Annotated in this window: 27 protein-coding genes and 1 other annotated feature; of the genes, 6 read left to right on the plus strand and 21 right to left on the minus strand. The window is 41.3% G+C overall.

From position 1 onward, the window contains the following. Positions 1-24 precede the first annotated feature (24 nt). Positions 25-549 (plus strand): CbrC family protein, encoded by a 525-nt coding sequence (locus MHB66_RS13865; protein WP_328215392.1) that lies wholly within the window; start codon positions 25-27, stop codon positions 547-549. Between the two features lie 44 nt (positions 550-593). Here the strand turns inward: MHB66_RS13865 and MHB66_RS13870 are convergent, their stop codons facing one another. From MHB66_RS13870 to MHB66_RS13900, 7 genes are all read right to left on the minus strand, one after another. Continuing rightward, positions 594-776 carry a sporulation protein Cse60 gene (locus MHB66_RS13870; RefSeq protein WP_024424881.1) on the minus strand — a complete coding sequence of 61 codons (183 nt, stop codon included), beginning with the start codon at positions 774-776 and terminating at the stop codon, positions 594-596. Between the two features lie 100 nt (positions 777-876). Beyond that, a complete protein-coding gene (locus MHB66_RS13875) occupies positions 877-1,188 on the minus strand; it encodes a rhodanese-like domain-containing protein (protein ID WP_034279473.1) in 312 nt (103 codons plus the stop codon). A 54-nt stretch (positions 1,189-1,242) separates the two neighbouring features. Further along, positions 1,243-1,926 (minus strand): YesL family protein, encoded by a 684-nt coding sequence (locus MHB66_RS13880; protein WP_046312117.1) that lies wholly within the window; start codon positions 1,924-1,926, stop codon positions 1,243-1,245. A 24-nt stretch (positions 1,927-1,950) separates the two neighbouring features. Next, positions 1,951-3,240 carry a Gfo/Idh/MocA family oxidoreductase gene (locus tag MHB66_RS13885; protein ID WP_046312120.1) on the minus strand — a complete coding sequence of 430 codons (1,290 nt, stop codon included), beginning with the start codon at positions 3,238-3,240 and terminating at the stop codon, positions 1,951-1,953. A 17-nt stretch (positions 3,241-3,257) separates the two neighbouring features. Beyond that, entirely contained in the window at positions 3,258-3,782 is a 525-nt protein-coding gene (locus tag MHB66_RS13890; protein WP_046312122.1) for a hypothetical protein, read from the minus strand. Continuing rightward, on the minus strand, positions 3,779-4,891 hold the full coding sequence (locus tag MHB66_RS13895; RefSeq protein ID WP_046312126.1) for a glycoside hydrolase family 105 protein: 1,113 nt from the start codon (positions 4,889-4,891) through the stop codon (positions 3,779-3,781). Before MHB66_RS13895 ends, MHB66_RS13890 begins: the two co-directional genes overlap by 4 nt. A gap of 18 nt (positions 4,892-4,909) precedes the next feature. After that, positions 4,910-5,875 (minus strand): sugar ABC transporter permease, encoded by a 966-nt coding sequence (locus tag MHB66_RS13900; RefSeq protein ID WP_024424886.1) that lies wholly within the window; start codon positions 5,873-5,875, stop codon positions 4,910-4,912. A gap of 231 nt (positions 5,876-6,106) precedes the next feature. On the opposite strand from MHB66_RS13900, the gene MHB66_RS13905 reads away from it, so the two are divergent. Beyond that, positions 6,107-8,407 carry a helix-turn-helix domain-containing protein gene (locus tag MHB66_RS13905; protein WP_034280716.1) on the plus strand — a complete coding sequence of 767 codons (2,301 nt, stop codon included), beginning with the start codon at positions 6,107-6,109 and terminating at the stop codon, positions 8,405-8,407. Between the two features lie 38 nt (positions 8,408-8,445). On the opposite strand, the gene MHB66_RS13910 is transcribed toward MHB66_RS13905, so the two are convergent. After that, positions 8,446-8,817, minus strand: coding sequence for a winged helix-turn-helix transcriptional regulator (locus tag MHB66_RS13910; protein ID WP_003217763.1), 372 nt, complete (start codon positions 8,815-8,817; stop codon positions 8,446-8,448). Positions 8,818-8,972: 155 nt separating this feature from the next. Between MHB66_RS13910 and MHB66_RS13915 the strand changes: the two genes are divergently transcribed. Together MHB66_RS13915 and MHB66_RS13920 are read left to right on the plus strand one after the other, a co-directional pair. Then, positions 8,973-10,160, plus strand: coding sequence for an MFS transporter (locus tag MHB66_RS13915; protein ID WP_046312130.1), 1,188 nt, complete (start codon positions 8,973-8,975; stop codon positions 10,158-10,160). A gap of 10 nt (positions 10,161-10,170) precedes the next feature. Continuing rightward, positions 10,171-11,013, plus strand: coding sequence for an aldo/keto reductase (locus tag MHB66_RS13920; protein WP_034279459.1), 843 nt, complete (start codon positions 10,171-10,173; stop codon positions 11,011-11,013). 45 nt (positions 11,014-11,058) lie between these two features. Here MHB66_RS13920 and MHB66_RS13925 read toward each other — a convergent pair whose 3' ends face one another. The 6 genes from MHB66_RS13925 to MHB66_RS13950 all read right to left on the minus strand — a co-directional run bounded on the left by MHB66_RS13925 (position 11,059) and on the right by MHB66_RS13950 (position 18,662). Then, positions 11,059-12,558 (minus strand): extracellular solute-binding protein, encoded by a 1,500-nt coding sequence (locus MHB66_RS13925; protein ID WP_046312133.1) that lies wholly within the window; start codon positions 12,556-12,558, stop codon positions 11,059-11,061. A 25-nt stretch (positions 12,559-12,583) separates the two neighbouring features. Then, positions 12,584-13,444 carry a carbohydrate ABC transporter permease gene (locus tag MHB66_RS13930; protein ID WP_087976618.1) on the minus strand — a complete coding sequence of 287 codons (861 nt, stop codon included), beginning with the start codon at positions 13,442-13,444 and terminating at the stop codon, positions 12,584-12,586. A gap of 219 nt (positions 13,445-13,663) precedes the next feature. Then, positions 13,664-14,416, minus strand: a complete 753-nt coding sequence (locus tag MHB66_RS13935; RefSeq protein WP_046312135.1) for an NAD(P)-dependent oxidoreductase — start codon at positions 14,414-14,416, stop codon at positions 13,664-13,666. A 46-nt stretch (positions 14,417-14,462) separates the two neighbouring features. Continuing rightward, positions 14,463-15,365, minus strand: coding sequence for a dienelactone hydrolase family protein (locus MHB66_RS13940; RefSeq protein ID WP_046312137.1), 903 nt, complete (start codon positions 15,363-15,365; stop codon positions 14,463-14,465). A 130-nt stretch (positions 15,366-15,495) separates the two neighbouring features. Then, positions 15,496-17,910 carry a leucine--tRNA ligase gene (leuS, locus tag MHB66_RS13945; protein ID WP_046312139.1) on the minus strand — a complete coding sequence of 805 codons (2,415 nt, stop codon included), beginning with the start codon at positions 17,908-17,910 and terminating at the stop codon, positions 15,496-15,498. 97 nt (positions 17,911-18,007) lie between these two features. After that, positions 18,008-18,229 (minus strand) — a binding site (T-box leader). A 103-nt stretch (positions 18,230-18,332) separates the two neighbouring features. Next, the gene (locus MHB66_RS13950; protein WP_008343006.1) at positions 18,333-18,662 is read right to left on the minus strand and encodes a DUF4257 domain-containing protein; all 330 of its coding nucleotides are present in this window, start codon (positions 18,660-18,662) and stop codon (positions 18,333-18,335) included. Positions 18,663-19,084: 422 nt separating this feature from the next. Between MHB66_RS13950 and MHB66_RS13955 the strand changes: the two genes are divergently transcribed. Both MHB66_RS13955 and MHB66_RS13960 read left to right on the plus strand, forming a co-directional pair. Then, entirely contained in the window at positions 19,085-19,888 is an 804-nt protein-coding gene (locus MHB66_RS13955) for an STAS domain-containing protein (RefSeq protein WP_024426208.1), read from the plus strand. 85 nt (positions 19,889-19,973) lie between these two features. Further along, positions 19,974-20,672: a m protein repeat family protein gene (locus MHB66_RS13960; RefSeq protein WP_046312141.1), complete on the plus strand. Its 699-nt coding sequence runs from the start codon at positions 19,974-19,976 to the stop codon at positions 20,670-20,672. A 65-nt stretch (positions 20,673-20,737) separates the two neighbouring features. On the opposite strand, the gene MHB66_RS13965 is transcribed toward MHB66_RS13960, so the two are convergent. From MHB66_RS13965 to MHB66_RS13995, 7 genes are all read right to left on the minus strand, one after another. After that, positions 20,738-22,048, minus strand: a complete 1,311-nt coding sequence (locus MHB66_RS13965) for an ABC transporter permease (protein ID WP_024424896.1) — start codon at positions 22,046-22,048, stop codon at positions 20,738-20,740. Then, a complete protein-coding gene (locus MHB66_RS13970; RefSeq protein WP_044332340.1) occupies positions 22,038-22,736 on the minus strand; it encodes an ABC transporter ATP-binding protein in 699 nt (232 codons plus the stop codon). Before MHB66_RS13970 ends, MHB66_RS13965 begins: the two co-directional genes overlap by 11 nt. Positions 22,737-22,757: 21 nt before the next feature. Then, positions 22,758-23,744 carry an ABC transporter permease subunit gene (locus tag MHB66_RS13975; RefSeq protein ID WP_046312144.1) on the minus strand — a complete coding sequence of 329 codons (987 nt, stop codon included), beginning with the start codon at positions 23,742-23,744 and terminating at the stop codon, positions 22,758-22,760. Then, a complete protein-coding gene (locus tag MHB66_RS13980; RefSeq protein ID WP_046312146.1) occupies positions 23,738-24,616 on the minus strand; it encodes an ABC transporter ATP-binding protein in 879 nt (292 codons plus the stop codon). Before MHB66_RS13980 ends, MHB66_RS13975 begins: the two co-directional genes overlap by 7 nt. Continuing rightward, complete coding sequence (locus tag MHB66_RS13985) at positions 24,609-25,001, minus strand: GntR family transcriptional regulator (protein WP_024426212.1); 393 nt, start codon at positions 24,999-25,001, stop codon at positions 24,609-24,611. The genes MHB66_RS13980 and MHB66_RS13985 overlap by 8 nt, the downstream gene beginning before the upstream one ends. A gap of 17 nt (positions 25,002-25,018) precedes the next feature. Further along, positions 25,019-25,198, minus strand: coding sequence for a hypothetical protein (locus MHB66_RS13990; RefSeq protein WP_024426213.1), 180 nt, complete (start codon positions 25,196-25,198; stop codon positions 25,019-25,021). Between the two features lie 141 nt (positions 25,199-25,339). Further along, positions 25,340-25,615 carry a YtzC family protein gene (locus tag MHB66_RS13995; RefSeq protein WP_024426214.1) on the minus strand — a complete coding sequence of 92 codons (276 nt, stop codon included), beginning with the start codon at positions 25,613-25,615 and terminating at the stop codon, positions 25,340-25,342. Positions 25,616-25,669 lie beyond the last annotated feature (54 nt).

The raw sequence follows: 25,669 nt of genomic DNA on the forward strand, positions 1-25,669 counted from the left end.
ACTTTCTACATAATGGAGGTTTATATGACGTTACCTACGTTCAAGTACAACCCAGATCCAGTTTCGTTAAACGTGATCAAAAAAGAGCATACGACATGTCCTGTTTGTGAGAAAGTAAGAGATTATGTGTACCATGGCCCTTTTTATACTGTGGAAGATGTGGAGGGAATTTGTCCTTGGTGCATTAAAGATGGATCAGCAGCGAAAAAATACAATGGAACCTTTCAAGATGATGCAAGCTGTGATGATGTCGATCAAGAGGAATATATAGATGAGCTGATCTTCAGAACGCCAGGCTATCGCGGATGGCAGCAAGAATATTGGTTAAGTCATTGCGGAGATTTTTGCGCAATCGTCCAGTATGTCGGCTGGAAAGAGATTGTACATCTAGAGGAAGAACTCGCCGAGGATATCGAAGACATTTGCAGCGGCGAAGGATTAACAAAAGAGAACCTAAAGCAATGGCTCGTCAACGGAGGAGACTTACAAGGCTACCTCTTTCAATGTGTTCACTGCAACAAGCATCGTTTATATATTGACGCCAGCTAACCAAAGAAAAAGGACCCTTCAAGCAGGTCCTTTTTTGAAGCCGTCTATTTTTTATATAAAATGAGTGCAGAAAAACAGTAGAGCTGTTCCCCTCCCTGCTCACAGATCACCGCTACATTATACTTGATGTCAATGATTTGGTCGTCATCCATTCCTTTTAAAAAATGATTGATTTCACTCTGCAAATCTTTCTCATGCTCTTCATCAAATACAGCTACCTTTAGCACCTATGCCACTCTCCCTTCTCTCGCTACTCTATCTTTATGCAAATAGAAAGAGGCATATGAACAAAAAAACCTTTCATCGTTAAGATGAAAGGCCTTCTATTTACAGCTTCGGTTTTGTTTCTCCTGTCCAAGCAAGCATCCCGCCAACGACATTTGTCGCTTGGTAGCCTTGATCTTCTAGGTAATAGCAGACATTTTCACTACGTTTACCAGAACGGCAAATAATATAATATTCCTGCGTTTGATCGAATACATCCAGCTTCTCAGGGATATCGCCCATTCGAATGTGGATGGCTTCCGGGATCATCCCTTCTGCTACCTCTTCATCCTCACGTACATCGATAAGCTGAATGGCGTCTTCCTGCTCCAGCTTTTGTTTTAATTCTTCTATTGAAATTTCTTTCACTGACACGACTCTCATCTCTCCTTTTCATTACGGTGACACCATTATAGCAAATGATTCACTTCACTGCGTATTCACCCGCTTTGATTGAAGGAAAGACGGCAGCCGCTTCTTCACTTCGGCTGTCTCGTGCTCAATTTCAAACTCTACCTTTTTAAAGACTTGATAGGCCAGCCACATATGACCATAGGCGAGTATGCTCACACTGAAAAACGGCACGATTCCCGGTAAATAAGCAAACAGAACAAACAGCACAGCCGAGAAAACAAGCATAGAGAGTGTATATTGCAAATATGAGATACCGAGCAGAAGAGAGAATTTCAGATAGAGACGTTTTTTCCAATCGTAATGCGCAAGCAGCGGAAAAATATAAAATAAGCTCACAATAAACAGAAAACCAAAAATATATATAGCAAAGCGAAGCACATGTAAGAGCCAGCTCGCCGGATAGATATAAGCAAGGTCGACATAAATAATCGTTCCAATGATGAATAGCACCACTCCAATGATGTTAGAGCGTATAAACTCCTCCCTGAATACCTTCCAAAAAGTGCGGAATACATTGACCTGCTCATGCCCTTGAATCCACTTTCTCATCACGGAAAATAACGCAGTGGTCGCAGGCATCAAGCCAAATACGCCAAGCCCCAGGATGGTGAACAAAAGCCATAACAAATTCGTATAGGCGAGCCTCATCACCCAATCACACATCCTCAGCATTCTGCTCATTGAACCATCATGATCCATCTCCTTCCCCTCCTCTCTTTCTCTTTACACCGTCTCTTTATGGAACAATTCATCGATTTCAATTGGGCGCTTTTCTGCGACAGAGCGCCACATGCCTTCCCCAAGAGCAATCGAATAAGCACCAGCCTCTGCTCCTGCTAAGATGTCATAGTGAATCAAGGGATCTTTTCCTATAAATAAATCAGCCAAAAGCAGAGGATCTCCTCCGCCATGTCCGCCTGGCTGCTTTACGACTTCAATCGTCTCCTTTGATCCAAACATCGGGTAATAAGAAATTGTTTGTTCTGGGAATTGAAAAGGAATTCTTGATGGCACATGAAACTCATTTGTTTCAATACGCCCCTTCGTCCCATTAATGGCAAGACGATAGCCTTCATATGGGGCTGAGAATTGAATCGAATAGCTGAGCAAAGCCCCTTGGTCATAAGCGACTGACGCCACATAAGTATCCTCAATATCAATTTCCTGATCAAAAATGCAGGCATCAGGGCGATAGTTTGAGTACTGCTGCGTTTGCTCCTGACCGGATTCAATATGGTCGTCCTCCACCTTCGAGCGCTCAACCCGCGGATTCCACCTTGCTTCATAGTGACATATATCCTTCACATGACATGTTCCGCAAAATCTATTTTCCTCCCCCTGCAAGGGATTCCAAGTGCTTTCGCTGCCGTAATAGTTCAGCGCCCCGTAAGCAAATACTTGCTTCGGCTTTTGATCAATCCACCAGTTGACCAAATCAAAATGATGCGTCGACTTATGAATGGACAGCCCGCCAGAAAATTGACGTGTGCGATTCCACCTTTTGAAATAACTAGCACCATGGTACGTATCAATGAGCCAGCTCAGTTCAACAGATGTGACCCTTCCAATTTTCCCGTCTAAAATAAGTTCTTTTACTTTTCGATGGAAAGGATTGTAGCGATAATTAAAGGTGACCGTGACCTTCCCTTTACTTTCCGCCTCTTTTTCCATCACTTTTTTGGCGTCTTTTGCTGTTGTCACCATCGGCTTTTCAGTGATGACATCTAGATCATGGTCAAGTGCCTGCATGATATATGTGACATGGGTGTCATCCCTGCCTGCCACAATGACGATATCTGGCTTTGTTTCCTTGACCATCTGATCAAATGCATCTTCATGAAAAAACGAAACGCCCCGGAGTGATGGAAAACGCTCCTGACAAAGTGTATACCGCTGATGATCTATATCTAGGAGTCCTGTAATCCGATAATGCTCATTGAAATCCTCTGTGAGCGGTTTAATAAACATATTGAACGCACGATGGCTCAGCCCGCAAATCACGACCCGTTTCACATTCCCCACCCCATTTTCTATTGGTTTTCACGAAGCTGTTTCATAAGAGACAGCGCCTCTTCCGTCTTATCAGCATACACGGGAATGAAAGCGACCATATCTCGGTGTAATTGAAAGGTATAGCCGTTGAGTTTTTTCTTTCCTTTATTGATTTGAACTGCATAATCGACCGTTTTCCCTGTCTTTTTGTCCTCGACCGTATATGGTCCTGCTGCTTGTCCGCCTATTTCCATCTCTTCAAGCAGCTGAAAGCTTTCAGGATCATCATATGTTCTGAACATTTCTTCTGGAACAAGCATCACGTCCCCCTCTTTTGAGGTAATTTCAACAAGAAGCTTTTCAGGAATCGCCGGAAAGATGTGGACGCTATACGTCTCTTGTTCCGGCTGAAAAGCCTTCTCCACTAATTGATCCTTCATCCCCTTTGACATATCAGAAAAAATCAGGACATCGATCCCGTTTGTTTTCCCCTGACAGGCAGATAAACAAATGGCAGCGATGAAACTGATGAGCCATACGGCGGCTCTTTTTTGCCACCTCATGCCTTTTGAAAAACAGACAGCTTTTCTAGCTCAGTTAACGCCATAATAAAAGCGCCTGCCCCGTGCAAGTCATTAGTGCTCCGCTCTCTTCCAACGTAGTAATCATAAAATCCCGCAGATGTTCCAATACAAATATCATTGATGGTAAAATCACCATTTTCTTTCTCAGCCGTCTTATGCTGAATCAAGCCTTGATATGCTCTGACCACATGATCAACATAACGGAGGCTCACATACCCTTCATTCATGGCCTTTGCCATGGCATACATGAATAAACACGATCCCGAGCTTTCAAGCCAATTGTCACTGTGATTTCCTTTATCAATGATTTGATGCCAGAGACCTGTCTTTTGATCCTGGTACTTTGCCACACTTTCCAGCATGTCTGTCAGCGTTTCCTTCCACACCTTCCGCCTTTCATGATGCTCGGGCAGATCCTCGATCATATCTGCTAATGCAAGGACATACCAGCCAAACGATCTTGCCCAAAACTCTGGGGAACAGCCGGTCTTTTGATCAGCCCATGGCATCGTTTTCCGTTCATCCCACGCGTGATAATACAGACCTGTTTGTTCATCTTTCGTATGCTTTCTCATGAGATGCTCTTGATGGATGACCATATCCACTAGTGACTCTTCACCTTTAAGCTGAGCATACTTTAAGGCAAAAGGACCGCCCATGTAGAGACCATCCAGCCACATTTGATAAGCATAATTGTCTTTATGCCAAAATCCGCCCTCAGACGTGCGGTTTAGCGTACGATATAGTCCGCGCAGCTTCTCCGCCGCCAGCACATACCGCTTCTCTCTCGTTCGTTCGTAAAGAGGGAATAAAATGAGTCCTGCTTGAATGGCATCAAGCTCATCCCTGCGAAATAACAGATTACCGTACTCATCAATGAGGGAGTCCGCATAGTTTTTCACATAATCGAAATACGCCTCGTTCCCTGTTGCCTCATATAGCTTCATGACCCCGCAAAGGAAAACGCCTTGATGATAATGCCACCTTCCAGCTGGCGGCAGCTCAATTGGTGTATACGCTTTAATAATGGTTTGTGCTAATTTCTCTGCATGCTCAAGCGGTGATCCCTTTTCAATCGATAAAGTCATTCTTCCTCATCTCCTTTTTTAATAAATACCTTCTTCCCCGAATTTCTTCGCTAAACGGTTTGCCAGCATGACCAAAATAAGTCCAACAGCTGCTTTAAATAAACCAACAGCGGTACTATAGCTGAATTGTCCTTGCTTAAGACCTGCTGTATAGACGTACGTATCAAAAATCTCCGCTACTTCCCGGTTCGTTGCGTTCAGTAATAGATAGACATGCTCAAAGCCAAGCTCAAGCGTATCACCGATTTTTAAAATAAGCAGAACCACAATGACACTTTTAATGGCAGGAAGTGTGATGTGCCACATTTGTCTCAGTCTTCCGGCCCCATCCATTTTTGCTGCTTCATATAGCTGCGGATCTACTGCTGTAATCGCCGCAAGGTAAATGATTGTTGACCATCCTGCTTCCCGCCAGATGACCTGTAAAATGTACATCGGTCTAAACCATTCCTGACTAAGAAGGAAGTTAATCTTTTCTCCTCCAAAGAAAGCAATCAATTCATTCATTAACCCGCCATCTACTGTTAACAAAACAAAAGATAAGGACACGACAATCACCCATGACATGAAGTGAGGAATATAAATCATCGTCTGTACAAATTTCTTAAACAATGCCAATCTCACTTCGTTTAAAAGAAGCGCTAATAAGATCGGAATTGGAAAGAAAATCACGACATTCATGGCAAATAAAATTAGTGTATTTTTTAATAAGATGAAAAATGTTGGTTCTGTAAACAATCGAATAAAGTGTTTGAAGCCAACCCACTCACTGCCAAGAATGCCGAGAAACGGCTGGTAATCTTGAAAGGCAATGATGAGCCCCCACATTGGCACATATTTAAAAACAATAAAATAAATGAGCCCCGGCAAAATCATTAAATACAAAAACTTTTGACTTAGCAATTGATTAAGTAAGCGCTTTCTTTTTTCACTTTTCAAAGCTGCCGCAGGCACACCCTTGGCAGTGACATCCTCTGTTTTCATTGATAAAGCCTCCCCTCATGCGAATGCATGTGTTAACTGTATCTTAAGGATGAAAAATCCGTCTACAATCATATCAACAGATCATATTTTCATAGGTGATGCTGATCAAAACGTTACATAAAACATAAGAAAATGATCCTAATCTCAGAAAATGATTATTGACAAACCTACCAGATTTTTGGATTAATAAATTAAGGGGAAAAGATTGTTTTGTTTGAAATGGGGGGTTTTATGAAAAGAAGGCAGTACAAATTTTATTACAAGCTAGTGACGTTTTTTTTCATACTTAGTACGATTCCTGTTATCATTGTCGGCATTTTTTCTTATCAGCATTCGCAAAAAACAGCACTTGAAAATATCTCAAATGAAAAGCTCGACAGCGTCAAACAAACGCAATCCAATATTGAGCATATTTTAAAAACTGTTGATCATTCTCTCACTCACTATGTCAGTTCGCCGCCTCTCCTTCAAACACTGGCAGAACCTTTAAATCCAGACCAATTTCAGCTTTATAATCAAGTACAGCAGGAACTGAACTACCTGCAAACCTTTGACACCGATCTTTCCAATATTACACTCGTCAGTAAAATGGAAGACTGGTACATGAACAATTCGGGGCTTTATCATGTCACAAGCGAAGACCAAGAAAAAGCGCTGACCTCTTACCTCAATATACCAAGTCACTCCAGCTGGGCACTTGAAGAGAATAATCCACTTGTTGCGACAAAAGAAGGAAAAGCATCCTTTTGTAAGTACAATGTGAATTTAATCAAACAACTGCCTATGAACAGCGTTCAAAAAAAGGGAATCGCTGTCGCCAGCATTCCAAGCTGCGTAATTGCTGATAACATGCCTGACTTCTCTCAATCAGATAGTATGTTTGTCATCGATACCAACGGAAAAGTGCTGCTACATAACCGCAAAGAACAAATTGGTGAATCGCTGAAACATCAGGATTTCGTCAAGCATGTGCTCTCACTTGAAAAACGATCAGGGCAATTTGATATGAAGATCGACGAACTCAACTATCAAATCACATTTCAAAAATCAGATTATAATGAATGGACGTACCTATCCTTTGTTTCTATTCCAGAACTTAAGCAGCAAACGAAATCAATTGGGTGGATTACCTTTATTATCTGCACTATTTTGTTAGCGCTTTCATTACTATTTTCATGGTTTGGTTCCAGACACTTTTATAAACCAATCCGCTTATTATACGAGTCATTTGCACGCAATGAATCATTTTTGCAAAAACAGCCTTTTCAAAATGAATTTGAGTTGATTGAATCGAGTATTAAACAAATGAAGGATCAAAACAATGATTTAGAGGAACGGATTGAGCAGCAAGTGACACACTTACAGCAATACTTTATGGTACGGCTGCTGCTTGGAAAGCTGACAGATGAAGAAGTTAACAACCGGTTCCAAAGCTTAGGCTTTCCTCAGGGCTGGTCTCATTTGTCTATGCTTGTGACCCAAATCGATACGTTAAAAGGAACACCTTATGAAAAAAAAGATGCTGACTTGCTTTTATTTGCGATCAATGGACTGATCGAGCAGATTATTCCGCAAGAGGAGCACCTTCAGCCAACCGTTGTCAATCAGCATCAAACGACGATTATCCTCAACCACTCAAAGTCAGATGAAGAGTTTACTGAATATTTAAATCAATTAGCAGAAAGCATTCAGCAGCGTATTGAAGAAGAGCTCGGTTTATCGATCAGCATTGGGATCAGCCGCCAGTTTAAGGAACTCACGATGGCAAAACATGCTTACATTGAAGGAAAAGAAGCCTTAAAATACAGACTCAAAGCAGAGAAAAAGTCCATTATCTTATATGAGCATATCCAGCAAGGAAAGACGTTCAAAACCCATTTTCCAAAGCAGCTGCAGCATGATTTATTTGATGCGATGAAAGCTGGCGATCAAGGCAAAGCGGATCACTATTTACATGTGCTCCTGCAATCCATTTTTTCTAAAAATGCAGGACCCCACGAATACCATATCGCCCTCGCTCGTTTCTTAAACAATTTAATTGAGCTGATGCATTTGCTGGGCATTGAATTATTTGAGGTTGAAGATAACAAAATGCTCTATGATACGATTTTTGAATTTAAAACCTTTGAAGATACGGAAGCATGGCTGAAACATGAAATCATTCGGCCAATTATTGACCAGCTTGCTGCACGTGAAGACTCACAATACAAAAACATCTCAGAAAAAATCATTCATATCATTCATCAAGAATTCGACTCAGATCTCACATTGGATGAAATCGCCACCCGCCTGCATTACAATCCCAATTATTTAAGCAGCATTTTCAGAAAGGAAATGGATATCTCCTTTAGTGAATATCTCTCTTCCTACAGACACCATGTCGCTAAAAACTGGCTTGTAGAAACCGATATGTCCGTCAAAGAAATTTCGGAAAAACTGAAATATAAAAACCCGCAAAATTTCATCCGATCCTTTAAAAAGCTGGAAGGTACAACTCCTGGGAAATACCGCGACCAGAAAAAAGGCATGTAAGACAAAGAATCCCGCTCTCACAAGAAAGCGGGACTCTTTTATTTAAACTGTTCATTTAAGATGCTGTCTTCCAGCACGGAAAGCGGCTCTCCATACACACGTTCAATATGAGCTGCTCCCCAATCGCATAGCGCATTGAGAATTCTTTCGAGCGACTGTCCGTATTCACTTAATTCATATTCCACTTTAGGCGGCACCTGTTCATAAACAATCCGGTTAATGACCCCATCACTTTCAAGCTCTCTCAGCTGCTGCGTGAGCATTTTTTGTGTGATGTTTGGCATGAGCCGCTTCAATTCGCTCGTCCGTTTTTTCCCGTGTGTCAAATGACATAAAATCACACACTTCCACTTTCCGCCTATGACCTCAAGCGTTGCTTCTACAGAGATATTATATTTTTTCTTTTCCATCGAATGTTCACTCCTCTTTGTACGAACAGGCACTTTTTAGTACCTATATTACAAAAAAGTACGTACTTTTTTTTTCGTCATCTATGTTAGATAATAACTCTTGCCGATCGGCTTCGTCTATCAAAATGTCATCACAGAAGGATGTGAACTTACTTATGAAGAAAAAGCAAAACCATTTTGCTCTTCTCGCACTAGCGATTAGTGCTTTTGCTATAGGAACAACTGAGTTCATTAGTGTCGGTCTTTTGCCAATGATCTCAGAGGACTTTGGAGTGAGCGTCAGTCAGGCAGGCTGGACTGTCTCTTTATATGCACTTGGTGTGACATTTGGCGCGCCTATATTGACTTCCCTTACTTCCACGATGAAAAGAAAGACATTGCTTTTGCTCATTATGCTCGTCTTTTTGATTGGTAATACACTTGCCACCATTGCCCCGACTTTTTCAGTGCTGTTAATCGGCCGGGTGATTTCAGCCTTGTCCCATGGAATCTTCATGTCCATCGGCTCTACGATTGCTGCAAGCCTTGTCGTGAAAGAAAAACGGGCAAGCGCCATTGCCTTTATGTTCACTGGTTTAACAGTAGCGACTGTGACAGGTGTGCCATTCGGGACATTTCTTGGTCATGAGCTCGGCTGGCGAACATCATTTGGTGTGATTGTGATCATTGGTCTGATCGCACTGATATCCAACTATTTTCTTGTGCCGTCTCAATTAAAGCAGGGGGTGAAAACATCTTTTAAAGATCAAGCTGTCCTATTAAAAACAAAGAGAATTTTGCTTTTATTCGTCATTACAGCCACAGGGTATGGAGGAACCTTTGTCGTCTTCACGTATTTATCTCCTCTCTTGCAGCATGTGACAGGTCTTGCGCCTGGGGCTGTGGCCTTAATCCTGCTTTTATACGGAATCACGATCGCAGCCGGAAATGTCATTGGCGGAAAAGCTGCTAATGAACAGCCAATGAAAGCACTGATCTATATGTTTATCATCCAAAGCATTATCTTGTTTATCCTTAGCTTCACTGCTGGATTCACAGTGTTAGGCATTGGAACCGTCATTCTGATGGGACTGTTTGCTTTCATGAATGTACCTGGGCTGCAAGTAGCCGTCGTTGACTTTGCAGAAAGATACACACCCGGAGCGGTCGACGTCGCATCTGCTATGAATATCGCTGCCTTTAATGCCGGTATTGCCATCGGCTCATTTTTAGGAGGCATCGTGACAGATACACTTGGTCTTGTGCATACAGGCTGGGTCGGCGGCATCATGGTCCTCATCGCAGCCATTCTTACGATGATCAGTTATCAAATGGAACAAAAAGAACAAACACAAACCATTTAAAGGAGTTTTTATGATGGAACATTTACAAAGTACAAAAACATTAAACAATGGGGTCCTCATGCCAGGCTTTGGCCTTGGTGTATTCAAGGTGGAAGATGGAGCAGAATTAGTTGATGCTGTCAAAACAGCCATTCAATTAGGCTATCGCAGTATTGATACAGCGGCTATTTATGGAAATGAAGAAGGTGTTGGACGAGGCATACAGCTTGGTTTAGCAGAAACAGGACTGCGCCGCGAGGATATCTTTGTCACATCAAAAGTGTGGAATGCCGATTTAGGATATGAATCTACCCTAAATGCATACGAAGAAAGCTTAAAAAAGCTTCAGCTTGACTACCTTGATCTGTATTTAATCCATTGGCCGGTTGAAGGAAAATACAAAGAAGCTTGGCGTGCACTGGAAACCTTGTATCGTGAAGGAAAGGTCAGAGCCATCGGAGTGAGCAACTTCCAGCCGCATCACCTAGACGAACTATTAAAAGATGCAGACATCAAACCAGCGATCAACCAAGTAGAATTTCATCCAAAACTAACGCAGGAAACACTCTCTACGTATTTGAACTCTCATGGCATTCAAATGGAAGCTTGGTCACCGCTGATGCAGGGTGAACTGCTGCATCACCCGCTGATCACAGAGCTCGCAGACACATACGGTAAAACACCTGCTCAAATTATTTTGCGCTGGGATGTACAAAAAGGTGTCATCACCATCCCAAAATCAACGAAAGCACATCGTTTAAAGGAAAACGCTGATATATTTGATTTTGTCTTATCTGATGAAGATATGAAACGTCTTTCTGACTTAAATGAAAACAAACGTATCGGTCCAGATCCAGATAACTTCGACTTTTAATGAAAACACCCCCGCTTTTTTGCTTTGCGGGGGTGTTCCTATTGGTCATTTTGATTTTTTAAAGGAAGCTTCATATTCTTCTATGATTTTATTCCCACCATTGGATTTCCACTTCTCTACATCCTTCTGAAATTGATCTTCACTGATGTCTCCAAGAATGAACTTATACGTCGCATCATCGATGATTTTCTTCAATTCGTTTCCACGCTCTGATGCTGTTTCTGAATACAGGCTTTCAGCAGGATTGGCAACGATGATGTTTTGATTGTCTTCTTCTAGCTCTTCATATTTAGAACGAACTGCATCCCCTTTATTTTTCAAGTAACGTTTATCAATTCCTACAAGACTGACAAGCGGCTGTACATCTGTCTGCCAGCTTTTCACTTGGCTTTCTTCCCTGACAAATGTATTTCCTTCTTCTTTCTTATAATGCTGGCCATCTATACCGTACGTCATGAGACCATATACATCTTCTTCGGCAATGCGGTCAAAGAAGGCCAAAATCCGCTTTAATTCTGCCTCTGATTTCACGCTTGTTTTAGGGAATGCGAAGATGCCATTATGACCACCTGATGCCCACACACGTTCTTTGCCATCTGGGCCTTTGATTCGGTTGATAATATCTACTTTCATGTTTTTATCTGTCGCATCATCTCTCAGGTTCACGGCATCTACCATATTTCCAACATAGATGCCTGCTTTTCCTTGTGAGAATAATTCCTGCTGCTGTGTTTTGCTTGTCACTGGGAAGTCTTTGTTAATATAGCCATTGTCGCGCAGCTTTTTCATGTATTTCATTGTATTCATGTACTCATCTGTCATAAAGTCTGGCGTGAATTTCCCGTTTTCTTCTTTCCAGTCTGTGGGCATTCCTTCATATGAACCAAGTGTTTTAAATGCGCCATAAATTAAATCGTTCCGATCCGTAAAGCCAATTGTATCCGCTTTTCCATTTTGATTCGGGTCTTTTTCAGTAAAGGCTTTGGCTACTTCATATAGACCATCCAATGTTTTTGGTGTATCCAAATTTAAATTTTCAAGCCAATCCTTTCGAATGACAATCCCTTGTCTTGAAAGTGGTCTCTCTCTATAGATGCCATAAAGCTTCCCGTCTATAGAGGCGTTTTTATTAATCAATTCGTTCATCTTACTTAAATTTGGATAATCCTTTAAATACGGACCGACTTCCCAAAACATGCCTGATCTGAACGCATTAATCGCAGACGAATTTTTAATGTCTTGAATCGTCACAATTTGCGGCAAATTCCCTGCTGCAAGTGCGGAATTTAACCGATCTTCCTTCACAGCATCAGGCACCCATGTAATATCAAGCTCTGTATTTGTGAGCTTCTCAATCTCTTTTAAAACGGAATCCTTCGGCGGCTGCTGATGATATAAAATCGCCATCCATGTCAGCTTTACCTTTTTGTCTAAATCAACCTTCTCATCTGATGAGTTTGCCCCTTTACTTGAACACGCTGACAGAATACCGCTTGCTGCAAATAACAGGACAAACGCAAGCAGCCATAATTTCTTTCTCCCCATAAGATCCCTCCGTTGTTCCATCTTTTTAACCCTTTACAGAACCTAGTAATGCCCCTTTGTTGAAATGCTTTTGAATAAATGGATAGACAAGCAGAACCGGAATGGTTGCCACAACGATCACAGCCATTTTAATCGTCTGGTCTGGCGGTGGTGTGGATGAGCCCATATCCGACATATCTCCCTGCATTCCGCTTGAGACAATGACAATCTGTCTCAGCAGCACCTGAATCGGCCACTTCACTGAATCATTTAAATACAGAATGGCAGTCATATACGTATTCCAATACGTCACGGCATAAAAAAGTGAAATGGTTGCAATGGCTGGCAAAGAAAGTGGCAGCACAATTTTAAAGAAAATCCCTAAATCGTTACAGCCGTCCATCTTCGCTGATTCCTCAAGACTTGCTGGTATGTTTTGAAAAAAGTTTTTCAAAATGATTAAATTGAACGCATTGATTGCAACCGGTAGAATAAGTGACCAATACGTATCAAGCAGACCAAGTGTTTTCACCACAATAAACGTCGGAATCATCCCTCCGCTAAACAGCATCGTGAAAACAACGAGAAACATCAGTGTTCTCCGGCCTTTTAGCTCCTGGCGAGACAGACCGTATGCCATAAGCGAGGACAAAAACATGCTGACAGCTGTTCCAACGAGCGTCACAAGAATGGACACAATGAGGCTGCGATACACAATATCTGTAGAAAAAATATACCGATATGCCTCTAAAGAAAACGTCGTCGGGAACAAGATAAACTTCTTCGTGATGACCTCTTCTACTGTTGCAAAAGAGGCGGCAATGACATGGATGAACGGAAGCACACATATTAATGCGAACATGAGTAGAAAAGAGTAATTAAATAAATTGAACAATCGGCCTTTAATAGAACGATCTATGTTCATCACGCCCTTTCTTTGAAAGCGTTATCATTTCATCTGAAAGTAAGCTGCAGCCTGTGACGATATCGTGATTAAAATGTAACAAACGGGGGAAGAAAGCGTCTATAATCATTTTGACAGACCAACTGGATAGATCATATCAGCCGTGCTTTTATGCTCATGAAACAAAAGAATAAGATCATTAGCTCATGACATGATTATGCCCTATGCTTGATCATCGTCTCCGAGGATCTCCGTCGTATTGACATCTGGTTCATAGCCTAACTCCTGCTTCGTTTTCTCAATAGACCACGGCTTTTCTTCATTCTCTGATACAGCATAATAGGTCCCAAAGGGAATATCTGATTCAATCGCTGCCTTTATCATACCTGCAAGATCCTCGTGTGACAGCAGAGTTCTTTTTGTTCTTTGCTTTTTGTGCAATGCCGTCATCTCATCTGTTACAACTGTTCCAATTCTTAAATTGATGACAGACATTCCCGATTGATCGTGGAACAAACGTCCCAGCTGTTCGGAAGCAAACTTTAATATGCCATAGACATTTTTAGTCGCAGGCACATCGTCAGTTGTAATCTGCCGCCCAAGTAAGGAGCGTCCATCCTCTTCATAACGATCCGTCACATGGTTGCTGCTTGCAAAAATGACTTTTCGAATTCCAAGCCTCGCGGCTGAACGAAACATATAATAAGTACTCCTCCAAAAAATATCAGTCATTTTTGCAAATTCTTCATGATCCATCACATCATGCGTCATGTCCATGTTTAGAAGATGCAAGATGACATCTGTATCCCGCGGAATTGCCTCATATACATTCTGTTCATTCGCTGCATCGGCTAAAATGACTCCTTCTACACAGCTTGTTAGATCAATAATCGTGACGCTGTACTCATCAGAGAGCGCTTTTGTTAAAAGACGTCCAATCACACCGCATCCGCCAATGATGGTGATTTTTTTCATCTGTCTCCTCCTTTCTTTTGACGTAGTATGTCCAAGCATTTCTTGATTACAGCCACTTTTTCAAAAATCGTGTCGCCTCGTGACGCATAGCGGCTGTTTCAAAATGACCTGCATGAAGACGGGTAAGCTGATATCGTTCTTTCAATGAAGCAGCTTCATAGGTTTGACTCAATACCTTTTGAATCCTTCCAACGCCTTCAGCAGGCGTGAGCTGATCAAGTTTTCCAACTAAGCTTAAATGCGGTCTTGGAAAAATCATTTCTTGAATGTCCGCTGCTGTAAAATGCTTCGCCAAGCTCGGTACATAGTAATAAAAGCCATGTCTGTCCAAATTGTTCGTTTCAATTAATGTATGATGGTCCACCTGTGCACAAAGATCAATACACACACTGACCCTCTCATCAAGTGCAGCCGTCCACCAGGAAAGAAGACCGCCCATTGACATCCCAAAGACAGCTAACCTGTCCGCCAGCACATCAGATCGAGACAGCAAATAATCAATCGCACACATACTTTCATACAGCATCATGCCCCACATCACTTTTCCTGTTAAAAGCATTTCCTTAAAAATTTCACTTTCTGTTCTTCCTCTTCTCTCACCAAACCCTGCATGATCAATGGCCAGTACACTATATCCTTTAGACGTAAACTCTTTTGCATATGAAGGCGTTTGCAAATAATGAGCACCTTTTAACAGCTCGTCCTTCCCATTCACGTAATTCCCGCCATGTGAATGCTGGAACAGTACAACGGGTCTTTTTTTCACCGTATCCTTCGGTTTCACGAAATAAGCAGGGACTTCCTCTTCACCATTCATGGAGAGAATGAGCGTTTCCACTACATATGATTCACGTTCTTCCATTTTTAACGTATAAGCCTCCACGCGATGACGTTCTGGCATTTCTCCTAACAGACTGAGCAGTTGTTCACGTTTGCTTTCCTTTTCCATTGACGTCACTCCTCATTTTCTTGATCACCTGTTAAAATACGAGACCGATGCGGGAATCACCTTGTTTTCGACAAAATTATGTCCCGGGAAATAAAGAACACCCACCGGTTCATACCGATGGGTGTCATCATTAGTTCGCAACAATATTGACAAGCTTCCCAGGAACTGCAATCACTTTACGAATGGTTTTCCCTTCAAGCTGTTCTTTTACACGTACATCATTTTTCGCGAGCTCTTCTAACTGCTCCCTTGTTGCATCAGCAGGAACGGTTAATTTTGCTTTTACTTTACCGTTAAGCTGTACGACAATTTCTACTTCATCGTCGACAAGTTTTGACTCATCATATTGAGGCCATGCTTCATAAGAAATAGATCCTTCATGACCAAGTTTATTCCAAAGCTCTTCTGCTAAATGCGGTGCAATTGGAGAAAGAAGCTTTACAAAGCCTTCTGCATATTCTTTCGGCAGTGTATCAGCTTTATAGGCATCGTTGATAAACACCATTAATTGTGAAATGCCTGTATTGAAACGCAAGCCTTCATAATGATCCGTTACCTTCATGACTGTTTCATGATAGCTGCGTTCTAATGCGCCGCCAGATTGCTCTGTCACTTTATCACTGAGTGAGCCATCTTCATTTGTAAAGAGACGCCATACACGATCAAGGAAACGACGAGCGCCATCAAGTCCTGTTTCAGACCAAGCAATTGACGCATCTAAAGGTCCCATGAACATTTCATAAAGTCGTAATGTATCCGCACCATGAGATTCTACGATATCATCCGGGTTGACCACATTTCCTTTTGATTTACTCATTTTTTCATTGTTTTCCCCAAGAATCATACCTTGGTTGAACAATTTCATGAAAGGTTCTTTTGTTGGAACAACACCGATATCATACAAGAACTTATGCCAGAAGCGTGCATATAGAAGATGCAGTACAGCGTGTTCTGCTCCGCCGATATACACATCAACTGGAAGCCATTTCTTCAGCTTCTCAGGAGAGGCAAGCTCTTCTGTGTTATGAGGATCAATATAACGTAAGAAATACCAGCAGCTGCCTGCCCATTGCGGCATTGTATTCGTTTCGCGGCGGCCTTTCTTACCTGTAACAGGATCTACAACCTCAACCCAGTCTTTAATATTGGCTAACGGTGATTCACCTGTACCACTTGGCTTAATCTCTGTCGTCTTAGGCAAGATCAGTGGAAGCTCTTCTTCTGAAACAGCTGAAGATGTTCCGTCCTCCCAATGAATGATTGGAATCGGCTCACCCCAGTAGCGCTGACGGCTGAACAGCCAGTCTCTTAAACGATATGTGACTTTCTTTTCACCTTTTTGATGTTCTTCAAGCCATGCAATCGCTTTTTCAATCGCTTCTTCTTTTCCTAAGCCATTTAGGAAATCAGAGTTAATGTGCTTTCCATCACCTGTGTAGGCTTCTTTCTCAATGTCTCCGCCTTCTACAACTTCTTTAATTGGAAGATCAAAGGTTTTGGCGAATTCATAGTCACGTTCATCATGGGCCGGAACCGCCATAATGGCTCCAGTTCCATAAGTCGCCAGCACGTAATCGGCAATCCAGATCGGCATCTTTTCACCATTTAAAGGATTGATGGCATACGCTCCTGTGAAAATACCTGTCTTCGTTTTAGCAAGATCTGTCCGCTCTAAGTCACTCTTTGATTGAATCTCTTTGATATACGCTTCGACAGCTTCTTTTTGAGCATCTGATGTAATTTTTTCAACAAGTGCATGCTCTGGTGCAAGCACTGCATATGTTGCGCCAAATAGTGTATCAGGACGCGTTGTGAAAACCGTAAACTGTTCGTCATGTCCTTCTACTTCAAAATGAACGTGCGCACCTTCAGAGCGTCCGATCCAGTTACGCTGCATATCTTTGATGCTTTCAGGCCAATCAATGTCCTCTAAATCTTCTAACAGCCTGTCCGCATATGCTGTAATCTTTAGCATCCACTGCTTCATAGGACGTCTTTCAACAGGATGCCCTCCGCGTTCACTTTTTCCATCAATGACTTCTTCATTTGCAAGCACTGTGCCAAGCGCTGGGCACCAGTTCACTGGTACTTCATCGATATAGGCCAATCCTTTTTCGTACAATTTTAAGAAAATCCATTGTGTCCATTTGTAGTAATTCGGATCTGTCGTGTTGATTTCTCGATCCCAATCATACGAGAACCCTAGTGATTGAATTTGGCGGCGGAAGTTATTGATGTTCTCTTCTGTAAAAGCCGCCGGATCATTTCCTGTATCAAGTGCATACTGTTCTGCTGGGAGACCAAATGCGTCCCATCCCATTGGATGAAGAACATCATATCCCTGCATGCGTTTCATGCGTGATAAAATATCCGTTGCTGTATAGCCCTCAGGGTGCCCGACATGAAGCCCTGCTCCTGATGGATATGGAAACATATCAAGTGCATAAAACTTCGGTTTATCTTCCGAGTCAGATGTGGCGAATGTTTTATGTGTCAGCCAATAATCCTGCCACTTCTTTTCAATTTCCCGATGCTGAAAACTCAATGTGAAAACCTCCTTTAATATGTACGGCTTTATCTGCTTAGATGGCCACTGCAAGAATTCAGATTTTTCTAAAATCAACAAAAAACCCTCATCCCTGGAAAGGGACGAGAGATTTTTTGGTTCCCGCGGTACCACCCTTGTTAGCGTAACATGCTGTTCGTACGCTCACTTAATATCTTTAACGCAGACATGCGACAGAAGCTTTAACGCAACTGCAACTCTGAGGCGAGTTCAGAAGCAGATTTGATTGACTTTCACCAGCCGTCAATTCTCTAAAGACAAATACTGCTTTCCTACTACTCCTCTTCACTGTTCTTATCGTAACCGTCATCTAAGTAGTATTTTATAGAATTATGATCATAAGTGCAAGCAGGTTTGTATACAATGGGAATGTACCCTAGACTAGGGTAAAGTAGAGGATATTATTCGTGTGGAGATCGGTTATGACGGTTGGAGCCTGCATCCTGTGAACGTTCTTCTCTCACAAAATCGAAGCTTCGCAGAACTGCTTCTCCTCCGTAACCTGAAATAATGGATAAGATGATCAAGTGCAGACTAGATTCGGGATTTGAGGATAAGACAAGCAGTGTAGCGGCAATCATCCCAACGAGCCAATCTTCAATAAACCCTAAGTAAATAAACTTTTTTGTCATTCTGGGCTTCTCTAGCCTGCCTTTTTTCTTTACGTGACCGAGAATGCCCATGACCCCTCCAATGGCGCAAGCAATAATGACTTGTTGCAGCATTTTCATCACCTTCCTAAAGCCCTTAGAATAGTAAAGCGACTTCAGGCTGTCCAGCCCCCTGTAATGCCATTCTGCTGTTCCGTCATAATCCATGTAAAAGGTCTATTCTCTCTAACGAAGAAAAAAAGCTTGTTTCTTCCATTATATGTGAATGACCTAAAAACAATCTTGATGCATTGGAATCATTTTTACCTAATCCATATTAACTATTTTTGTCATTTTATGAATGATGAGTAATTGATTCCTTCTTTTTCTAATGAAAAGTCTCCTTACTTACTCTATTCTAATGGAGGACAAACTATGATGACAAATTTAACAAAGCGTTTGCAATCGTTGAAACAGAACATATGTTATGTTACGTTTAAAAGGATTCATTTGGTTGAAAAGACAACCATTTGATATGTCTTATAGCAGCAAAGGAGGGTAATATGGTCAGCTCGAACATTTTCGGCTTGCAAAAACAGCTTGAACTCATCAAAAAAGCGCTGGATCATGCGCGGATCGGTGTTGTCATTACAGACCCTTCCTTAGAGGATAACCCTATCGTTTATGTGAATCACGGCTTTACACAAATGACTGGATACAAACCAGATGAAATTCTTGGTCGTAATTGTCGATTCCTTCAAGGAAAAGACACGGATCAAAAGCAGCTTGCTTTAATTCGTCATGGAATTCAAAACAAAACACCTATTACCACACAGCTAAAAAATTATAAAAAAGACGGCACTTTTTTTTGGAATGAACTCAATATAGATCCTCTATACATTGAACAAGATGACAAAACATTTTTCATTGGTTTTCAAAAGGATATTACGAAACAGAAAGAATATGAACAGCTCCTAGAAGATTCCTTACAGGAAGTCACCTCTCTTTCGACGCCAATCGTCCCAATTAAAAATGGTGTATCTGCTCTTCCGCTTATCGGAAAATTATCTGAAGAACGCTTTGATGCTATTGTCGCTAAGTTAACCTGTATATTAGATGATTCAAAGGATGATTATTTAATTGTCGACCTTTCTGGTTTAATCGAGGTCGATGATTCCGTCGCAGCACGTATTTTCAAACTGCATCATCTTCTCAATCTAACTGGAACCGAACTGATCATCACTGGGATTAAGCCGCAGCTTGCGCTGAAAATGAAAGACCTGGATACAGATTTCCAGAATACGATCACTTATTTGACAGTAAAAGAAGCCATAAAAGGATTACCATTAGCTGAAAACCCTGTGTAAACAGGGTTTTTTTAATTGAACCGCTCCCCAAAATGGAAAAATGAGGTATGATAGGTGTAAATAGCAATTTAGGGGGCTGTTAGATATGCTGTTACTCATATTAGGTCTTTTATGTGTTTGTTTTGCCATCGGATATGCTGTCAATTTCTTCTTACTCAAACACCAGAACGAGCTGATTTTTTCAAAGAAACTTTTTTATCCTTTTTTGATCATTGGTCTCTTCTTTTCCATTATGTCATTACCGCTTACTGCTGGAAATGCGCCAAAGGCACAAGCCGATCCATCTTCCGAACAGCTGTTAAAGGATCAAAAGGAACTCTCATCTGACATTTCGCGCTTAAAAGCTGATAAAGAGTCGCTTACCTCCTCTTTAGAAGATGCGGAGAAGGAAAAAGAAAAGCTGGAAAAAAAGCTAGAAACCATCACCTCAGAAAAAGAAACGGTCAAACAGCAAGAAAAGACCATTCAATCGCTTGAACAGAAAATAGACAAGCTCACCTCCAGCAATGAAACACTCAAACAAGAAATCAAGAATAGTAGCAGCGATACGAGTTCTTCCACCGTCCAGCGCTCCGCACCTAAAGATGAAGGAAAAAGCACAGGCGGTCATGAATCACAAAAGGAAACAAAAAAAGAATCGGCTGCCTGTAACATTAAAGGGAGTGTCAACGGTATTTACCACACACCAAGCAGCAGATACTACTCTAGAACAAAGAATGTAACCAAAATGTTCTGCTCAGTAGAAGAAGCAGAGCGTGCCGGATACAGGGCACCTAAGCAATAGCGATGTTTAATTAAGATAAAAAAGAACCTCCTGAGCACCCAATCGGGTTTACAGGAGGTTCTTTTTTAGATTTCTCTTCTTAAAGCTGCTAATACATTCGTTTTTGTTGCCTTACGTGCCGGGTTAAGCCCTGAGATGATCGCTACCCCTGCGCTGATCACTGTCGCTGTAATGACAAGGCTGAGTGGAATATAGGAAAAAGTAATCGAGAATTGATCGCTTGATCCTCCCTCAGACATGGACGACAAAATGGCTGGGATGATTAAATTAACGGCGAAACTAATCAAATATGAGATGATAATACCGATGATTGATCCGATTACTCCAATATAAGCACTTTCCATTAGGAACATCCGCTTGATAATGGATGGATTCGCGCCAATGGCTTTCATAATCCCAATCTCTTGTGTTCGCTCTGTTACCGCCATGGTCATCGTATTGAAAATTCCGATGGCAGAAATAATGACTGCAATACATCCGACAAAAATGAGTCCAATTTTGAAGACCGTAAAGAACATATCCATTCCTTCAAGCTGGTTCGTCACAGAGATGACTTGATAGCCCTCATCTGTCAGTTTATTCGTGAGCGTACCGACATTGTCGAATTTATCTGCATAAACAGAGGTCATTTTCTCGACATTTCCTGCTTCAGGAGACAGATCGAGTATTTGACCAAATTCTTTTTCATAAGCATTCGGAATCAGAATTTTATGATCCTCCTGCCACTCCAAATTCGGCTTTTTCAAAACGCCTACTACACGGAAATCAAATGTTTTTTCTTTAACGACTTCACCTTCTTCATTTAGTTTTGGCACTTTGATTTGAATCACTTTATTTAAAATATCCTTCGTGTAGCCTTTTGGCTCCTTCGGTGTTTCTTCCCCATTTGACGTCTGGTTTAATTCTTTTTCATAGGCTTCGCGTTCTTTTTTTGTCCACAGTTGCTGCGCCATATGATACCCAACCACAATTTCGTTCGCTGATGTTGGGACTTTTCCTCGGTCTAGTTCAAGACCTGCTTCTTTTTCTTCTTTCATATCAGTCAAAGCAGCCTGCGTTTCACTTGAACGGTTATCGAGCTCGACGTTAACCGAAGGATTGATTGCCGTTCTTGAGACGACAGATTTCACATGATCATATTTCTTTAAATCATCAATCTTAACGTCTCCTTTTTCTTTTCCTAACACTTTAATTTCTGTGATGATTTGCTGCTTCATAATTTCATCTTGAGCTGATTTTTGCAAACCAAAACCGACAGACGCTAGAACGATTAAGAAAGAGCATGCCATTGTCGTCGCAAGAATGGTCATAAACACACGCAATCTATTTTTCTTCATATTTCTTCTAATGAATTTGACCTGATCTCTAAATTTCAATGGATTGTTCCCCTTTCTTTAATACACCGTCGTGAAGCTGGAACGTTGTGTCTGCGATTGAAGCGACTTCATCGTCATGTGTAATGATGACAAATGTAATTCCTTTTTCGCGATTGAGCTGCTGGATAAAGGCTAAAATTTCTCCTTCAGTTTCTGAATCCAGACTGCCTGTTGGTTCATCTGCTAAAATAATTGATGGATTTAAAATCAAGGCTCTTGCAATACTCACACGCTGCTGCTGTCCGCCTGACAGCTCATTTGGGTAATGTCCTGCGTGGTGTTCGAGTCCTACTCGTTTCAGCATTTCTTTTACTTTCACTTTTCGTTCAGACGGCTTCACCCCTTTTAAAGTGAGCGGAAGTTCAACATTCTCATACGTTGTTAAGCTCCCGATCAATTGAAAGCTTTGAAAGATAAAGCCAAAGTGATCTAAGCGAAAGTCTGCCCATTCTTTTTCATTAAAGCCGGTCACATCGGTGCCATCAATGACAATTTTTCCGCTCGTTGGCGTAATATAGCCTGATATTAAGTTCAATAAAGTCGATTTCCCCGAACCACTTCGTCCAACAATACAAGCAATATCGCCTCTTTTGATGGACAGGTCAATCCCTTTCAGCACAGGAATTTCATTTTCCCTGCCCTTTTTACCAATTTTAAATACATGATCTAATGCTTGAATCTGAATCATCTCTACTCCCCTGCTCTCTGTTTATCTTTTTCTATAGATTAAGAAATAACTCGTTAAGGCGCCTACGACTCCACCGATGAGCATGCCAACGATATAACCAAATATGGAATTATCTGAAGAAAAACCAAACCATCCAAACCCTAGAACACCGAAGATGATGACCATAATCTGAATAGGTCTATCCATACTTGAGTAAAGGAAGAAGCGGCCATTTCTTTCAATTGGATGTTTTATAAAGCTAATTAAGCCAATTAGATAAAACAGAACCACCATGACAATAGGTATAATGATTTTTTCGCCTGAGAACCAAAGAGGATAATCAGATCGGAAAGGTTCATCTATAATATAGTTGATTGGAGATATAGGCGATATCAAATAAGCGAAGCTCTTATCTAACCAACTCCCACTTGTCTTGATGATAAAATCTACATGAACAAGCGGTAATCCGATCACTAAAAAGGGTAAAATAGCTGTGCTGAACCCAACGATTGCTTGCGCAATGGAACTTCCGGTTAAAGTACCCGCTGCAAAAAATAAACTATAAAACATCAAGGAGGACACAAGCGAAATGATATAAACGCTATGAAAGCCAGGTGTCTCTAGTGGGTCAAGTCCTAAAATAAGTAAATAAGTAAGAACATAAGAAACGGCATGAGCGACTGCTATGATTCCAGCACCTAAGAAAAACTTTGTGTGATAGATTGTACTTCTGCTAAATGGTAAGGATAAGGTAAAATCCATCTGCCCTTTATTTCTCTCAAATCCAAGCTGCATGACAGCAAAGAAAATTCCCATTAGCCATGAAAGGGAGAGGAAAGGATCCGTCTTAAAGATATAAGAAAAACGTGGTGCATCCGTAATACACTCTGTATCGTTTAGACACGTTTGAAAAGACGAATATTCCATTAAGAATGCGAAAGGCGTCGCAAGCGCAGCAACAAGCATCACTAAAATGAATGTCAGCTCTGATTGCTTCCACTCCTTATATAATAATTGCCGCTTTACCATCTGCGTTTCCCTCCAAACTTCGCAATGAACACTTCTTCTAAATTCACAGGCAGTTCATGCCATACTTTTGGCTTCAGTGACTTCAAGTACTCTTTAGCTTCTTCGTCGGTTTTTAGAACAAGCGCTGTATAGAAAACGCCCGCTTGATCCAAAATCGCAACGCCATTTTTTCGAATACTTAAGTTCATATCTTCTTCAAAGGCCATTTGGATTTTGACATAGTCATTCTTTAATTCATCTAAATCCATGACACTTGTGAGCTGATTTCCTTCTAAAAATCCAATTCGATTACACATGCGCTCAATGTCCTCTAAGCGGTGAGATGTAATTAAAATCGTTGTTTGTCGTTCTGCCACCTCGTCAATCATCAACTGAAGAACGTCATTTCTTGTGACCGCATCAATACCATCAGTCGGCTCATCTAATAAAATGACCGCTGGTTTGATGGCAAAGCTTAAAATTAATGACAGCTGTTTCTTTAACCCTGTCGACAACTCACGATACTTCACTTTTTCCGGAATTTCATAGCGGTTCACAAGCTCATTGGCATAGGTCACGTCAAACTTTGTATACATATGCTTTAACAGCTGGACAAGCTGTCCGTAATTGTATCTGTCAAAGTAGGGATTCACGACCGGCATGAATACAATATTTTGCTTTACTAAAGGGTGGTCTTTCACCAGTACGTCTTTAAAATAAATCTCTCCTTCATCTGGAAGAAGAATTTGCTGAATCAATCTGAGAAGTGTTGTTTTCCCAGAGCCATTCCGGCCAAGCAGACCGAAAATCTCACCTTCGCCTATTTTGAAGGAAACGTCGCTGAGTACTTCGCGTCCATTTAATTTCTTTGATACATTTCTAACCTCAATCAACTTGTTTTCCTCCTTTTAGACTTGAGCCGATCTCTTCCAGCCATTCCTTGAGCTGATGAATATCAATACCAGCATGATGAGCTTCTATGATGAGTTGTCTTAACTGTTCTTTCATCTGGAGCACCTTCCCTTCATTCAGCTTTAACTGAGCACCTTCTGTTACATACGTACCGCGGCCCCGCAGAGTTTCAATAATCCCTTCCCGCTCTAGCTCTTTATACGCTTTACTGACGGTGTTTGGGTTGGCAATGATAATGGTGGCGAGCTCTCTGACAGAGGGCAGTTTGTCACCTGGCTTCATCACGCCTTTTAAACATAAAATTTTGAGCTGCTCAATGATTTGTTCATATATTGGCGCAGCGCTTCTTGGATCTATTTGAATCATGATGACTCCCTCTTTCCTCATTCATGCTTTTGCAGTCCTATCGCTTGTTCATGTCCTTGCATTAAAGGAACTGAATTGGGTATCAAATCTTTTTGAACTTCAAAACCAATGAAAACAAGAACGAAAAAAAATGTACATGCTAACGCAACAGCCAGCACCATCCACTTCAAATTAATTGGGTTTTTTTCTTTTTTCATGGTTGAACACCTTTCTTCACTTTAAGTGTCTGTAGTGTATTAGTTGATGTAGTACACCTAATACAATATAGACACCCAGCATAAAAGTCAATAACTTATTAAGAAAATAAAAAACAGACCCTTAAAAGAAGGATCTGTTCATCATTCATTATCGTAAGAAATCCCTAAAATCATTTGATTTTGTAAGCTCTGAATTTGAACACGTGCCCTGTCTAATCGTTCTCTTTGCTGGTCATTGGCGACATCTTTTAATTTTTCTAATTCGTTGACCGTATTCTCAAGCATGAGCTGTGCTTTAGAAAACTCTTCCTCATTATAATGTTCCTGACGTGAGCTCAAATCAAATTGTTCACTTGCAAACTCAAGGGTTTCCGTACTTTTTTGGATAAATTCATCAATCGACTGCCTTGTTGCCATCTTACATTCCCTCCATTTCATCATCGCTCCCGCCTATTTTGCCCATGTAAAGCT

It is taken from the genome of Bacillus sp. FSL L8-0167 (assembly GCF_038630295.1).
In the GTDB taxonomy this organism is placed as follows: Bacteria; Bacillota; Bacilli; order Bacillales; family Bacillaceae; genus Bacillus; species Bacillus safensis.

Bases quoted from the DNA above. Each gene is read 5' to 3' on its own strand.
- MHB66_RS13865 (WP_328215392.1), top strand. From the start codon at position 25: ATGACGTTACCTACGTTCAAGTACAACCCAGATCCAGTTTCGTTAAAC.
- MHB66_RS13880 (WP_046312117.1), bottom strand. From the start codon at position 1,926: ATGGATCATGATGGTTCAATGAGCAGAATGCTGAGGATGTGTGATTGG.
- MHB66_RS13890 (WP_046312122.1), bottom strand. From the start codon at position 3,782: ATGAGGTGGCAAAAAAGAGCCGCCGTATGGCTCATCAGTTTCATCGCT.
- MHB66_RS13895 (WP_046312126.1), bottom strand. From the start codon at position 4,891: ATGACTTTATCGATTGAAAAGGGATCACCGCTTGAGCATGCAGAGAAA.
- MHB66_RS13900 (WP_024424886.1), bottom strand. From the start codon at position 5,875: ATGAAAACAGAGGATGTCACTGCCAAGGGTGTGCCTGCGGCAGCTTTG.
- MHB66_RS13905 (WP_034280716.1), top strand. From the start codon at position 6,107: ATGAAAAGAAGGCAGTACAAATTTTATTACAAGCTAGTGACGTTTTTT.
- MHB66_RS13910 (WP_003217763.1), bottom strand. From the start codon at position 8,817: ATGGAAAAGAAAAAATATAATATCTCTGTAGAAGCAACGCTTGAGGTC.
- MHB66_RS13915 (WP_046312130.1), top strand. From the start codon at position 8,973: ATGAAGAAAAAGCAAAACCATTTTGCTCTTCTCGCACTAGCGATTAGT.
- MHB66_RS13920 (WP_034279459.1), top strand. From the start codon at position 10,171: ATGATGGAACATTTACAAAGTACAAAAACATTAAACAATGGGGTCCTC.
- MHB66_RS13925 (WP_046312133.1), bottom strand. From the start codon at position 12,558: ATGGGGAGAAAGAAATTATGGCTGCTTGCGTTTGTCCTGTTATTTGCA.
- MHB66_RS13935 (WP_046312135.1), bottom strand. From the start codon at position 14,416: ATGAAAAAAATCACCATCATTGGCGGATGCGGTGTGATTGGACGTCTT.
- MHB66_RS13940 (WP_046312137.1), bottom strand. From the start codon at position 15,365: ATGGAAAAGGAAAGCAAACGTGAACAACTGCTCAGTCTGTTAGGAGAA.
- MHB66_RS13950 (WP_008343006.1), bottom strand. From the start codon at position 18,662: ATGAAAATGCTGCAACAAGTCATTATTGCTTGCGCCATTGGAGGGGTC.
- MHB66_RS13955 (WP_024426208.1), top strand. From the start codon at position 19,085: ATGGTCAGCTCGAACATTTTCGGCTTGCAAAAACAGCTTGAACTCATC.
- MHB66_RS13960 (WP_046312141.1), top strand. From the start codon at position 19,974: ATGCTGTTACTCATATTAGGTCTTTTATGTGTTTGTTTTGCCATCGGA.
- MHB66_RS13970 (WP_044332340.1), bottom strand. From the start codon at position 22,736: ATGATTCAGATTCAAGCATTAGATCATGTATTTAAAATTGGTAAAAAG.
- MHB66_RS13975 (WP_046312144.1), bottom strand. From the start codon at position 23,744: ATGGTAAAGCGGCAATTATTATATAAGGAGTGGAAGCAATCAGAGCTG.
- MHB66_RS13985 (WP_024426212.1), bottom strand. From the start codon at position 25,001: ATGATTCAAATAGATCCAAGAAGCGCTGCGCCAATATATGAACAAATC.
- MHB66_RS13990 (WP_024426213.1), bottom strand. From the start codon at position 25,198: ATGAAAAAAGAAAAAAACCCAATTAATTTGAAGTGGATGGTGCTGGCT.
- MHB66_RS13995 (WP_024426214.1), bottom strand. From the start codon at position 25,615: ATGGCAACAAGGCAGTCGATTGATGAATTTATCCAAAAAAGTACGGAA.